The organism is Actinokineospora sp., assembly GCF_050699995.1.
Lineage (GTDB): Bacteria > Actinomycetota > Actinomycetes > Mycobacteriales > Pseudonocardiaceae > Actinokineospora.
Genome location: NZ_JBOHGC010000167.1, coordinates 1 through 12,297, shown reverse-complemented (window position 1 = coordinate 12,297; position 12,297 = coordinate 1). Strand labels below are relative to the sequence as shown.

The window sequence follows — 12,297 nt, the reverse complement described above, 5'->3', positions numbered from 1 at the left end:
CGCGCCAACTCGCTACTCAAAACCACTTTCAAGGCCCTGCGTCGCCACCGCGGCTGCCCCTGGCGCATCGGCGATATCGTCGCCGCCGCCCTGGTCCTGCTCCACCACGAACACCACCACACCACATGATCACCAACAGTTGATCACACAACGTCACCCGAAGTTACTCGGAAGGGCTCAGTCCGGATGGCGACATCCATTACACCCAGCACTCAAATTCGATGCGGGACGGCAGCCTCGATGGCAGGCTTCCCCAGACTGAGCAATCGGGCGGTCTCCAAGACATGGCCTACATCAGGCCCAACCCGGACTGGTGACAGATGCAGAAAGCGAAGCGCCGGTCAGCCTGGTGGTATTGGGCAGGCATCGTTCCGGCACTGCTGTGGATTGGCGCGTGGTGGATCGGTTGGGTGGGCGCCGTCTCGTTGGCGGGGCCGCAGCGAAGCGCCGTGTGCGATGGGACGTTGTTTCCACCGAACAGTGAAATCCAGATCGCGTTGCTCTGGGTCACCCCCGCGATGTTCGGGCTCGCGACGACGTCGCTTGTCCTGCTCATCCGGGCGGAGCGCTCACTGCGCTCGCCGAACGCGGTTGGTGCACTGATCGCCTTGCCGGTGGCCATAGTTACGCAGCTCATCGTGAGTCAGCGAATCGTGGGGGACCTCGTCGGACTGTTCCCACACGTTCAGATATGTGGGGGTTGATGATGACAGGGATCGACATGACCTTCGCGCCGCTCAAGGCTGCCTCGGTCGATCTTGAAGCAATCGCGCTGGACGCCAAGGCCAACATCGAGGCGGAATTGGGGAAGAGCGACCCCGCTATCGATGGGCTATCTGGATTCGCGTCCGCCGCCCAGTCGCTCCGTTCGTGCACGGATGCGTGGAGCGGGCATCTGATCACGCTGGTGCGTGACACACTCGACGCGGCGCTCAAGCTTGCCGCGAGCGTGCAGGATTACGAGGACTTGGAACGCCGACTCGCGGGCGCACTCGACGCGATGGATACGGGGCGATGAGCCGGGTTTGGCGGTGGAGTCCATGGGGTGCGCTGGCTCTGTCCGTGGGCGCATTGGCGGCTTCGGCCATCCTCCTCACAGCAGCCATTCACCAGCACGCGGACGTGATTCGGCGAGTCCGGTCGCTTGGATCATCCGCCGTGGTGTTTCCCACCGAAGCCGATCGGATGGTCAGTGCCGCCCTGTGGGTGCTCTTGCTCAGCGCGGGTTTCGCTGTCGTCGGTGTTGCCCTCGCGTGGTTCCTGCGTCAGCGGCGAGTGGTCGTGACGGCCGTCGTGGCCGCCATGGTGCTGCCGCTGGCCGCGGTGACCTACTCCGTAGGCACCGAACTTCGGCGGGAACTCGACGAGTATTCGGGGCAAGGCGTCCACCGCCACCACCCCGCACCCAAGTGACCGGTCAGCTCGGGTCGACCGGCGCCAGCCACACCACACCCGACGGCGGCAGCGACAACTCCACCGAGAAAGGCCTGCCGTGGCACCCCGAGGCCTCCGCGACGATCTCACCGTTGACCACACCTGACCCGCCGTACGCCGAGTCGTCGGTGTTCAGTACCTCGCGCCAGGTTCCGCCTCTGGGTAGGCCGATGCGGTAGTCGTGGTGCGGAATGCCCGCGAAGTTGGCCACACACACCAAGACCGAGCCGTCCGTGCCGATGCGGGCGAACGACAGCACGTTGCCCGCGTAGTCGTCGGCGGCGATCCACGAGAAGCCCTCCGGCGTCCCGTCCACGCTGTAAAGCGCTTGCGTGTCCCGGTAAGTCGTATTCAGGTCCGTGACGAGCCGGGACAAACCCGCGTGGTGGGGCGAGTCGAGGAGCGGCCAGTCCAGGGACGCCTCCGCCGTCCACTCGCCGGTCTGGCCGAATTCCCCGCCCATGAACAGCAGTTGCTTGCCGGGGTGTGCCCACATGAAGCCGTACAGCGCCCGCAGGCCTGCCGCCTTGTTCCAGTCATCGCCCGGCATTCGGCTCCACAGCGAGCCCTTGCCGTGGACGACCTCGTCGTGCGACAGCGGGAGCATGAAGTTCTCGCTGAACGCGTACAGCAGCGAGAAAGTCATCTCGTCGTGGTGGTGGGAGCGGTACATGGGGTCGTGCGCGAGATAGCGCAGCGTGTCGTGCATCCAGCCCATGTTCCACTTGAACCCGAACCCGAGGCCGCCCAGGTGGGTCGGCCTGGTGACGCCCGGCCACGAGGTCGACTCCTCGGCCACCATCATGACGCCGGGGTGGTTCTTGTACACCGTCGCGTTGAGTTCCTGCAGGAAGCTGACCGCGTCGAGGTTTTCCCGGCCGCCGTGCTCGTTCGGGTACCACTGGCCGTCTTCGCGGGAGTAGTCCAAGTACAGCATCGACGCCACCGCGTCGACCCGGAGTCCGTCCACATGGAACTCTTCGAGCCAGAAAAGAGCGTTGGCGACCAGGAAGTTGTGGACCTCGGGCCTGCCGAAGTCGAAGATCAGCGTCCCCCAGTCCGGGTGTTCGCCGCGTCGGGGATCCGCGTGTTCGTAGAGGGTGCCGCCGTCGAACCGGGCCAGCGCCCATTCGTCGCGCGGGAAGTGGGCGGGGACCCAGTCGACCAGGACGCCGATGCCCAGGGCGTGCAGGTGGTCGACGAAGTGGCGGAAGTCGTCCGGTGAACCGAAGCGTGGCGTGGGCGCGTAGTACGACGTCACCTGGTAGCCCCACGACCCGATGAACGGGTGCCCGGCCACCGGCATCAGCTGCACATGGGTGAACCCGTGCCGTACAACGTAGTCCCCGAGTTCCGTTGCCAGTTCACGGTACGACAGCCCGGGCCGCCACGATCCCAAGTGGACCTCGTACACGCTGACCGGCTCGGCGGACCACTCCGTCGCCGCCCGCCGGGCCATCCACTCGTCGTCGTGCCACTGGTGGACGGACTGGAAGACCACCGACGCCGTCGCACGCGGAACCTCCGTGGCGAACGCCATCGGGTCGGCCTTCTCGTGCCACTGCCCATCGGCGCCGAGGATGCGGAACTTGTAGCGGGTTCCCGGGCCCACGCCGGGCACGAACAGCTCCCACACGCCCGAGGAACCCAGCGACCGCAGGGGTGTCGCCTGTCCGTCCCAGTGGTCGAAATCCCCGGTGACCCGCGCGCCGCGCGCCGTGGGCGCCCACACCGCGAACGACGTTCCCTCGACCGGCCCCGCCTCGGTGTCGAACCGCCGGGGATGCGCGCCGAGCACCTCCCACAGCCGCTCGTGCCTGCCCTCGCCGATGAGGTGCAGGTCGAACTCGCCCACCGTCGGCAGCCACCGGTACGGGTCGTCTACCTCCACCGTCCCTTGCGGGTACACCACGGCCAGCCGGTAGTCCTCCAACACCAGCGGGACCACCCCGGCGAACACACCACCCAGATCACGAAGCCGATAACTCGACCCTTCGGCGAGCACCCGCACCTCGCTCGCGCCGGGACGCAGCACCCGGACAGCCGTGCCGTCGGCGACCGGGTGCGGACCGAGCACGGAATGCGGGTCGTGGTGCGCGCCTGCCAGGAGCCTGCTCAGGTCGTCGGCGGACAGCGGCGCGGCCGCCGTGTCGATCGTGAGGTGGACGTTGGCCAGGGCTTTGGTCATCGCGTGGTTCCTTGTCCAAGGAGTCGATCGACGGCGGCGAGCGGAATCCCGACCCACGTTGGCCGGTGGGTGCGCTCATAGGCCACCTCGTACACGGCCTTATCCAACTCGAACGCGGCGAGCAGCACGGAGTCGGCCCGTGGATCTTCGGCCAAATCGGCGTAACCATCGCAGAACGCGGTGCGGTTGCGCTCGGTCCAGAGCCGGGCCTGCTCGTGCAGGCCGCCCGCCGGGGCACAGCCGACCAGGAGGTGATTCGCCGCGTAGTCGAACGACCGCAGCATCCCGGCCACATCCCGCAGCGGCGAGGACGGCGTCTCCCGGTCCTGCCTCGACGCGGCGGGCTCACCCTCGAAGTCGATCACCACCCAGCGCGCCGGTGTGCGCAGAGCCTGCCCCAGGTGCAGATCCGCGTGGATCCGCTGCACCCGCATCGGACCCGGCGCGCTGCCGACCCGGTCGTACGCCGCCCGGATGTCCGCCTCGTACCGCCGCAGCTCGGGCGCGCGGGTCAGCGCGCTGTCGAGCCTGCGGTGCATGGTCGCGGCGAGTTCGACGGCGTGCCCGGACTCGGTGACCGTCTCCCCGAGCGCGGTCCGTAGATCCGCGTGCAGGGCCGCCACCGTCTGTCCCAACCGGAACGACTCGGCCGCGAAGTCCCCGCCGACCCGGGCCGCGTCACCGCCCGTGCCCGCGAGCAGGTCGCGCACGCTCGCCGTGGCCATCGGCCAGCCGTCGGCCGCCGCGGGCAGGAACTCCTGCAGGAACGCCAGATCCGTGTCGACCCCGAGCAGCGGCGCGCGGAGGCTGCCCAGCGGGGTGGCGATGTGCTCGGAGTCCACCGAGTGCAGCGCCCGGTGCAGGCTGACGTCCGGGTTGTCGCCGGGGGAGACCCGGCGGAACAACTTCAGGATGTACTGCTGCCCGTAGACGACCGACGTGTTGCTCTGCTCGGCCAACACCGGCCGGGGCCGCAAGTCGGGGTCGAGCCGCACGCCCAATTCGGCGGCGAACCGCAGCTCACCGACCCGGCGCTGCGCCGCGATCAAGCCCAGCAGCAGGCTGAGCATCTCCGCGTCCTGCACCGCGTCGTAGACGGCCATGCCGTCGTGCCCGCCGATCGCGGCGTGCGCGAGGTGATCGGGCAGGCTCGGTCGCAGCCCCAGCAACAGCTGGTAGTGCTGGGTTTCTCCCGCCAACTCCACCGCCACCACCGCATGCAGCAGCACCGGATCGGCGTCGCGCAGCACATGTTCCCGCACCGCGCTGACCCGCTGGATCACGCTGTCCTTCGCGGCGAACCACCGCTGCGAGGGCAGCCAGTCGCGGAGGATGTCCTCCAAGGCGTCCACCGTCACGAGCCGTCCCCGCGTTCGATCTTGGCCAGCTGGAACCAGTAGAACCCGTGCCCCGGCAGCGTGAGTAGGTACGGCAGCTCACCGATCGGCGGGAACTGCACGCACCCGGTCAGCTCGACCGGGGTGTGCCCGGCGAACTCCGAGAGGTCGAGCTCCACCGGCTGCGGGAACCGCGACAGGTTGTTCACGCACATGACCAGGTCCTCGCCGCCGTCGTCGCGTCGGTGCCTGCGCAGGTACGCCAGGATCGTGGGATTCGACGCGCCCAGCTCGATGAACTCGCCGAGGCCGAACGCCGTGTGCCGGGTGCGGACCTGCAGCATCCGCCGCGTCCAGTGCAACAGCGAGGACGTGTTGCCCATCTGCGACTCGATGTTGACGCCCTGGTAGCCGTACACCGGGTCGGCGATCGTCGGCAGGTAGAGCCGCGCCGGGTCGCAGCGCGAGAAGCCCGCGTTGCGGTCCGGCGACCACTGCATCGGGGTGCGGACGGCGTCGCGGTCACCCAGCCAGATGTTGTCGCCCATGCCGATCTCGTCGCCGTAGTACAGGACCGGCGAGCCCGGCAGCGACAGCAGCAGCGCGGTGAACAGCTCCTGCTGGTCACGGTCGTTGTCCAGCAGCGGCGCGAGCCTGCGTCGGATCCCGATGTTCGCCTTCATCCGCGGGTCGGTCGCGTACTCGGCGTACATGTAGTCGCGTTCCTCGTCGGTGACCATCTCCAGGGTCAACTCGTCGTGGTTGCGCAGGAAGATGCCCCACTGGGCGCCCGCCGGAATGGCGGGCGTCTGGGCGAGGATCTCCGAGATCGGGAACCGCGACTCCCGCCGCACGGCCATGAAGATCCGCGGCATCAGCGGAAAGTGGAACGCCATGTGGCACTCGTCGCCGCCGACGGTCTGGTCGCCGAAGTACTCGACCACGTCCGCGGGCCACTGGTTCGCCTCGGCCAGCAGCACCGTGCCGGGGTACTCGTCGTCGACAACCTTGCGGCACGTCTTGAGGAAGTCGTGTGTGGGCTTGAGGTTCTCGCAGTTGGTGCCCTCCTGCTCGAACAGGTAGGGGACCGCGTCGAGCCGGAAGCCGTCGATGCCCAGGTCCAGCCAGAACCGAAGGACGTCGATCATCGCCTCGGCGACGGCCGGGTTCTCGTAGTTCAGGTCGGGCTGGTGGGCGAAGAACCGGTGCCAGTAGAACTGCCCGCGCACCGGGTCGAACGTCCAGTTCGACGTCTCCGTGTCGACGAAGATGATCCGCGCGTCCGAGTAGCCCTCGTCGGTGTCCGCCCACACGTAGAAGTCGCCGTACGGGCCCGTGGGGTCGCGGCGCGACTCCTGGAACCAGTGGTGGGCGTCGGAGGTGTGGTTCAGCACCAGGTCGGTGATCACCCGCATGCCGCGCGAGTGCGCCTGGTCGAGCAGGTACACGAAGTCCTCGACGGTCCCGAACTCCGGCAGCACCCGGCGGAAGTCGCTGATGTCGTACCCGCCGTCGCGCAGCGGCGAGTCGTAGAACGGCGGCAACCACAGGCAGTCGACGCCGAGCCAGGACAGGTAGTCGAGCTTGTCGGCGAGGCCGCGCAGGTCGCCGGTGCCGTCGCCGTTGGAGTCGCTGAACGCGCGGACCAGCACCTCGTAGAAGACGGCGCTCTTGAACCACTCGGGTTCTGGTGGCACGGACCGTGCGCGCCGGGGGTGGGCATCAGTGCCCATGGGTCCTCCTGGGGATCGAGACGATGTGCGCGACCGCCCGCCGAGGGTCGAGCCGCACGTAGTTGGTGTCCGACCACTGCCAGCGCTGCCCGGAGACCACGTCCACGACAGCGAAGCTGTCGGGGAGCCCGAGCTCGGCCAAGGGGAGGCGCAGCGTGCCCTCGTGGGGCTGGTGGGGGTCGAGGGTGACGATCATGACCACGGTGTCGCCGGTGGCCGGGTCGACCTTGCTGTAGGCCAGCAGGGCGTCGTCGTCGAGATCGTGGAAACGAAGGGTGCGCAGCTGCTGCAGCGCCGGGTGCGCGCGGCGGATCGCGTTGAGCGCGCCCAGCCACGGCTCCAGCGAGCGGTGCCGGCGGAGCGCGCCCTCGAAGTCGTGTGGCCGCAGCTCGTACTTCTCCGAGTCGAGGTACTCCTCGCTGCCCTCGCGCACGGCCTTGTGCTCGTAGAGCTCGAATCCCGAGTAGACACCCCACGTCGGCGCCAGCGTCGCGGCGAGCGTCGCCCGGATCGCGAACATCGCGGGCCCGCCGTGCTGCAGCGACTCATGGAGGATGTCGGGGGTGTTGACGAACAGGTTCGGCCGGGTCTCGTCGGCGTGCGCGACCAAGTCCTCGCCGAACTCGATCAGCTCGCGCTTCCCGGTCCGCCAGGTGAAGTAGGTGTAGGACTGGGTGAAGCCGAGCCGGGCCAGGCCGTGCAGGCGGGCGGGCCGGGTGAACGCCTCGGCCAGGAACAGCACGTCCGGGTAGGTGCGCTTGACCCGCGCGATCAGCCAGTGCCAGAAGTCCGGCGGCTTGGTGTGCGGGTTGTCGACTCGGAAGATCCGCACGCCGCGCTCGATCCAGGCGGTCACCACCTCGAGGATCTCCGCGTAGAGCGTGCCCGGGGCGGTGTCGAAGTCGAGCGGGTAGATGTCCTGGTACTTCTTCGGCGGGTTCTCGGCGTAGGCGATCGTGCCGTCGGGCAGCGTGGTGAACCACTCGGGGTGCTCGGCCACCCAGGGGTGGTCCGGCGCGCACTGCAGCGCCAGGTCGAGGGCGACCTCCATGCCCAGCTCGTCGGCCCGGGACACGAGGGACTTGAAGTCCACGAGCGTGCCCAGGTCCGGGTGGACCGCGTCGTGGCCGCCCGCGGCCGAACCGATCGCCCACGGTGAGCCGACGTCGCTCGGCTCGGCGTGCGTGGAGTTGTTGCGGCCCTTGCGGTTGACCGCTCCGATCGGGTGGATCGGCGGCAGGTACACCACGTCGAAGCCCATCGCCGCGATCCGGTCGAGCGCGCGTTCCGCCGTGGCGAACGTCCCGTGCACCGGGGTGCCGGTCTCGTCGACGCCGCCGGTCGAACGCGGGAAGAATTCGTACCAGGAGCCGAACGCGGCTCGGCTTCGGTCGACCCAGATGTGGTGCGGGGCCCCGGCGGTCAGCAGGTCGCGGATCGGGTTGTCGTGCAGCGCCGAGCCGACCGGCTCGCCGAGCGCGGGCCGGATCCGCTCGGCCAGGGGGAGCCCGGTGTCGCGCAGGGCGGCGGCGGCCTCGGTCAGCATCGGCTTGTTCGCCACCGCGGGACGGCGGGCGACCCGGTCGAGCAGCCGCGCGCCGATCTCCAGGTCGTTGGCCAGGTCGTCCGCGTCCTGGCCGTCGGCGACCTTCGCGGTGACCGCCGAGCGCCACGTGGTCCACGGGTCGCTCCACGCCTCGATCCTGAACGACCACAGGCCGACCTGGTCGGGCACGATGGTGGCGACCACCTGGTCCTGGCCCGGCGCGCCCGCGCTCATCCGGGTCCGCCGCCAGCCCCGGTCCTTCGGACCGCGCCACGCGGCCGTCGCACCCACCGCGTCGTGGCCTTCGCGCCACACCGTCGCGCTGAGCGGCACGTGCTCGCCCACCACGGCCTTCGACGGGGCCTTGCCGCGGCTGACCGCCGGGAGCACGTCGTCGATCACGATGCGGTCGGACTTGGGAAGTGTGGATCGGGGGTGAGTCCGACGACTCTCGGTGCGCACAGTCAGCTCTATTCTCTTCCGATCCGAATTCTGAGCGCACCAGGTCACGCGATGGTCGGACGAACGTCGCCCACTCGGGTACCGAATGCTGGGTTTCCGAACCACGACGAAGGCCCGCGCTGCTCCCGATCGCCTCGGCCGCGCGCGTCCACTGTGGCCAAATGATCTCGGCCGCGAAAGCCGGGTCACCCCTTCGCGAGAGAGGATCACCGAAACGGGTTAGTCGGATCCGAAGGTCACTGGGTGGCACACGAAGTGCAGAGCACGCCGGTGGTCGGCATGCCGCACGTCGGGCAGTCGTGGTCCGGCGCCTCATACGGTTCCAGGACCGACGCGCCGTCGCGTCCCTGCGTCGACGGGTCGTCCTTGGGTTGCGGTGCCGCGCGCCTCATCGCAGTCTCCCGGGAAAAGACAAGCGCGTCGCTCCTTCGGCAGAGCCACCTATGTGGGCGACGCTTCCTCGATAAGTAACCATGCCCAATGTGGACCCCGCCGCGCCCGACACTGGGCACAGACCACCCGACCCGGTGACCACAGACCATCCGATCGGGCAGCAGCCGCGGTCCCGCGTGCGGGTATTTCCTGGCTCGCGGTATGGCGATCACTGTCGGAATAGGACACAGTTATTGACCGGTGATGCCGAGCCTCGTTGACGACGTGAGGAATTCGATGCCAGACACCCTGCACTACGCGCGTCCATCCGTCCTCGTACCGGAACAGAGCAGGCCGCGGCAGTCGGCGGGGGAGGCGATGCCGGGATCCGGGGTGGTGGTCGGCACCGACGGCTCGTACCTCGGCGACCGGGCCGTGGCCTGGGCGGCACGGCACGCCTGCCTGCTCGGCGACGTGCTGCACGTCTACCAGTCGACCGGCGCCCGCGCGGGCGCCATCGCCCACGGTGTCAACCAATTGGTCCACGAGTACCCGGCCATGCCGGTGGAACGCCACTTCATCGACGCCGCCGACCCGCTGGAGGACCTGGTCGAAGCCGGTGCCACGGCCCGGCTGGTCGTCGTCGGCGCGCGCGGACGCAACCACCCCGGCCTCGGCCTGGGCCACCTGGTGCGTCCCCTGGCCGCGCGGGCGCTGTGCCCGGTCGCCGTGGTGAAGGGCCATCCGGACGCGATCCGCGGCAGGCACGCGACGGTGAGCGTCGCCATCGGACGCGTCACCGATGAGGCGCCGCTCGCGCTCGCGGTCGAGATGGCCGCCCGCGAGAACGCCGCCCTGCGCGTCATCCACGCCGTGACCACCTCGACCCACGACGACGTCGTGTCCTGGGCGCTGGACCGGGCCACGAGTCTGCACCCGGACCTGCGCGTCGACGCCGATGCCCGGCGATGCCTGCCGCACGAGTTCGTCGCGGCCATCCACGACGCCGACCTGCTGGTCGTCGGCCGGGGCGGCACCCGCGGCCAGGGCGGAACCGGCCGCGTCACCAACGAAGCCCTCTTCCACGCACCGTGCCCGGTGGTGGTCGCCCCGGTTTAGGAAACCGCCCGAGTGGTACCCAAGGCAGGACGAAGGTCGGGTCGGACACGACCGCGGCGACTTTGTCGCCAGCGCGAAAGCCGGGTGTGACCATGCGATCTCCCGCTCCATGTCCCTCCGTGGGGGTGGAGGAGGAGTTCTTTCTCGTTGACCCCGCAACCGGGACGTTGCTCCCATGCAACGTCGCCGTCGTCGAATCCGCGCGCCTGCAGGGTGTTGAGTTGGACCTCGAACTCCTAGGCGCCCAAGTCGAGACGAAGACGACGGTCTGCTGGACGATCCGTGAGGTCCGAGCCCAACTGCTGGCCACAAGAGCCGCCGTCGCGGCCGCCGCCGCCCGCTCGTCAGCCCGACTCGTCGCCACCGGCGTCAGCCTCGGCGACGACCGGGACCAGCCGCTCACCGACAAGCAGCGCTACGAACGCATGGCTGACGTGTTCGGGCCCATGGCCCGAGAACACGCGGTGTGCGGCTGCCACATCCACGTCGGTGTCCCCGACCGGGAGACGGCCGTCCAGGTGAGCAACCACTTGCGCCCCTGGCTGCCCATCCTGCTCGCCTTGACCGCGAACTCAGCTGTCCACCGCGGCCGCGACACCGGCTACGCGAGTTGGCGCTCGGTCATGTGGTCCCGCTGGCCCTGCGGCGGCCCACCTCCGTACTTCACCTCGGCCGAGCACTACGACTCCCTCGTCGCGATGATGATGGAATCGGGCATGGTGCTGGACAAAGGCATGGTGTACTGGGATATCCGGCCGTCACACCACCTGCCGACGATCGAGATCAGAGTCAGCGACGTCCCGGCGACGGTCGACGAAACCACGTTGCTGGCCGCGCTGGTCCGAGCTTTGGTCGCCACCGCGATCCGCGCCACCCAGGCAGGCGCCATGGCACTGCCGGTTCCCCCGGAAGTCCTCCGCGCCGCCTATTGGCGCGCCGCCCGCGACGGCATGGAGGGCACAGCCGTGGACGTGGCCACCGAACGCGGAGTGCCGCCCAACCAAGTCGTCGTCACGCTGATGCGGCACATCCGGGACGAACTCGAGGAGTCGGGCGAACGCCAACAGGTGGAGAAACTCCTGCGAAAGGTCCTGTCCGAAGGCAACGGCGCCACCTGGCAACGCCGAACCCTCACCGAACACGGCAACCTCAGCGACGTGGTGGCCGAAGCCGCCCGCAGAACCCTGCAGGGCACCTCACCCCGAACCCCCTTGCGCTCGATATCCTGACAAACCCGGTCACAACCGAACCCCAGGATGATTGGCCCGAACATTCACCGCGGCCAACTCCACCACCCGCTCGATCCGCCGCACCCGAGTCTCCGCCTTCTTGGCCCCACCAACCCATTCAAAGATCAACCGCTTCGAAGAAGGCGGAAACCGCTCGAAATTCTCCCGAGCCACAGCATTGCGTTCGAGCGCGTCAAGCAACCCCGGATCCACGACAACCTCCCAAGTCCCCGCGGCCTTGGCCGTGTCGATCACCGCCTGTCCCCGAGGCGTCATCTGCCCGGAAGCGATCATCGCCGCCGCTCGCTCCCGGTTCACCTGGCTCCACGTGCTCCGCACCTTGCGTGGCGTGAACCGAAGCTGCGAGCTGGTCGCGTCGCGCTTGCGGTGCAGGCCGTCGATCCAGCCGAAGCACAGCGCCTGTTCGATCGCCTCGTGGTAGCGCGGGCTCGGGGTGGCGCTGTCCTTGTGGTGGATGGCCAGCCAGACCTCGGTTTCGGACTCGCCGTGCTCGGCCAGCCACGCCCGCCACTCGGCGACGCCGCGCGCGATGAAGGTGCTCATCTCAGGCCTCGGTCCGCGAGTCGAGGATGTCCAGGTAGTGCTGGTTGAACATGACACCGAGGATGTTGCCGAACGGGTCGACGACGGAGGCGGTGACGAAGCCGGGGCCGCGCTCGATCGGCTTCTCATGCACCGACGCGCCGAGGGTCAGCAGCCGCTCGAAGCTGCCCTCGACATCGTCCACGTGCCAGTAGGTGACCGGACCAGCGAAAGCGGCGCTGCGCAAACTCGTCCGGGCCCTGCCGGCGACGTTCCGCGCCGAAGCCGAGGCCGCCGCGGGCGCCACCATGATCGACCCGGCCAGGTGGGGTGA

The 12,297-nt window shown here is 68.9% G+C and carries 11 protein-coding genes and 2 pseudogenes; 5 read left to right on the top strand and 8 right to left on the bottom strand.

Annotated elements, in window-relative coordinates; genetic code table 11:
- Window positions 1-129 (top strand): annotated as a pseudogene (locus ACRDSQ_RS09235) (IS5/IS1182 family transposase); the annotation flags it as partial.
- 160 nt (window positions 130-289) lie between these two features.
- Here the strand turns inward: ACRDSQ_RS09235 and ACRDSQ_RS09230 are convergent.
- Entirely contained in the window at window positions 290-622 is a 333-nt protein-coding gene (locus tag ACRDSQ_RS09230; protein WP_431420424.1) for a hypothetical protein, read from the bottom strand.
- Between the two features lie 81 nt (window positions 623-703).
- On the opposite strand from ACRDSQ_RS09230, the gene ACRDSQ_RS09225 reads away from it, so the two are divergent.
- Window positions 704-1,018, top strand: a complete 315-nt coding sequence (locus tag ACRDSQ_RS09225; RefSeq protein WP_431420423.1) for a hypothetical protein — start codon at window positions 704-706, stop codon at window positions 1,016-1,018.
- Window positions 1,019-1,161: 143 nt separating this feature from the next.
- Window positions 1,162-1,413 carry a hypothetical protein gene (locus ACRDSQ_RS09220; protein WP_431420422.1) on the top strand — a complete coding sequence of 84 codons (252 nt, stop codon included), beginning with the start codon at window positions 1,162-1,164 and terminating at the stop codon, window positions 1,411-1,413.
- A gap of 4 nt (window positions 1,414-1,417) precedes the next feature.
- Here ACRDSQ_RS09220 and glgB read toward each other — a convergent pair whose 3' ends face one another.
- The 5 genes from glgB to ACRDSQ_RS09195 form a co-directional block, all read right to left on the bottom strand.
- Window positions 1,418-3,622, bottom strand: coding sequence for a 1,4-alpha-glucan branching protein GlgB (glgB, locus tag ACRDSQ_RS09215; RefSeq protein ID WP_431420421.1), 2,205 nt, complete (start codon window positions 3,620-3,622; stop codon window positions 1,418-1,420).
- The gene (locus tag ACRDSQ_RS09210; protein WP_431420420.1) at window positions 3,619-4,980 is read right to left on the bottom strand and encodes a maltokinase N-terminal cap-like domain-containing protein; all 1,362 of its coding nucleotides are present in this window, start codon (window positions 4,978-4,980) and stop codon (window positions 3,619-3,621) included. Before ACRDSQ_RS09210 ends, glgB begins: the two co-directional genes overlap by 4 nt.
- Window positions 4,977-6,692 carry a maltose alpha-D-glucosyltransferase gene (treS, locus tag ACRDSQ_RS09205; protein ID WP_431420419.1) on the bottom strand — a complete coding sequence of 572 codons (1,716 nt, stop codon included), beginning with the start codon at window positions 6,690-6,692 and terminating at the stop codon, window positions 4,977-4,979. The genes ACRDSQ_RS09210 and treS overlap by 4 nt, the downstream gene beginning before the upstream one ends.
- Window positions 6,682-8,640 carry an alpha-1,4-glucan--maltose-1-phosphate maltosyltransferase gene (locus ACRDSQ_RS09200; protein ID WP_431420418.1) on the bottom strand — a complete coding sequence of 653 codons (1,959 nt, stop codon included), beginning with the start codon at window positions 8,638-8,640 and terminating at the stop codon, window positions 6,682-6,684. The genes treS and ACRDSQ_RS09200 overlap by 11 nt, the downstream gene beginning before the upstream one ends.
- Window positions 8,641-8,936: 296 nt before the next feature.
- Window positions 8,937-9,092: a hypothetical protein gene (locus ACRDSQ_RS09195; protein WP_431420417.1), complete on the bottom strand. Its 156-nt coding sequence runs from the start codon at window positions 9,090-9,092 to the stop codon at window positions 8,937-8,939.
- Window positions 9,093-9,369: 277 nt separating this feature from the next.
- Between ACRDSQ_RS09195 and ACRDSQ_RS09190 the strand changes: the two genes are divergently transcribed.
- Both ACRDSQ_RS09190 and ACRDSQ_RS09185 read left to right on the top strand, forming a co-directional pair.
- A complete protein-coding gene (locus ACRDSQ_RS09190; protein WP_431420416.1) occupies window positions 9,370-10,191 on the top strand; it encodes a universal stress protein in 822 nt (273 codons plus the stop codon).
- Between the two features lie 92 nt (window positions 10,192-10,283).
- Window positions 10,284-11,420 (top strand): carboxylate-amine ligase, encoded by a 1,137-nt coding sequence (locus ACRDSQ_RS09185; protein ID WP_431420415.1) that lies wholly within the window; start codon window positions 10,284-10,286, stop codon window positions 11,418-11,420.
- A 9-nt stretch (window positions 11,421-11,429) separates the two neighbouring features.
- Here ACRDSQ_RS09185 and ACRDSQ_RS09180 read toward each other — a convergent pair whose 3' ends face one another.
- On the bottom strand, window positions 11,430-11,984 hold the full coding sequence (locus tag ACRDSQ_RS09180; RefSeq protein ID WP_431420414.1) for a YdeI/OmpD-associated family protein: 555 nt from the start codon (window positions 11,982-11,984) through the stop codon (window positions 11,430-11,432).
- A gap of 1 nt (window position 11,985) precedes the next feature.
- A pseudogene (locus tag ACRDSQ_RS09175) lies at window positions 11,986-12,189 on the bottom strand (VOC family protein); the annotation flags it as partial.
- Between the last annotated feature and the right edge of the window lie 108 nt (window positions 12,190-12,297).

What these genes read in the sequence shown, in the direction of transcription:
- ACRDSQ_RS09180 (WP_431420414.1), bottom strand. Translation starts at nt 11,984, where the DNA reads ATGAGCACCTTCATCGCGCGCGGCGTCGCCGAGTGGCGGGCGTGGCTG.
- ACRDSQ_RS09225 (WP_431420423.1), top strand. Translation starts at nt 704, where the DNA reads ATGATGACAGGGATCGACATGACCTTCGCGCCGCTCAAGGCTGCCTCG.
- ACRDSQ_RS09185 (WP_431420415.1), top strand. Translation starts at nt 10,284, where the DNA reads ATGCGATCTCCCGCTCCATGTCCCTCCGTGGGGGTGGAGGAGGAGTTC.
- ACRDSQ_RS09190 (WP_431420416.1), top strand. Translation starts at nt 9,370, where the DNA reads ATGCCAGACACCCTGCACTACGCGCGTCCATCCGTCCTCGTACCGGAA.
- glgB (WP_431420421.1), bottom strand. Translation starts at nt 3,622, where the DNA reads ATGACCAAAGCCCTGGCCAACGTCCACCTCACGATCGACACGGCGGCC.
- ACRDSQ_RS09230 (WP_431420424.1), bottom strand. Translation starts at nt 622, where the DNA reads ATGGCCACCGGCAAGGCGATCAGTGCACCAACCGCGTTCGGCGAGCGC.
- treS (WP_431420419.1), bottom strand. Translation starts at nt 6,692, where the DNA reads ATGGGCACTGATGCCCACCCCCGGCGCGCACGGTCCGTGCCACCAGAA.
- ACRDSQ_RS09195 (WP_431420417.1), bottom strand. Translation starts at nt 9,092, where the DNA reads ATGAGGCGCGCGGCACCGCAACCCAAGGACGACCCGTCGACGCAGGGA.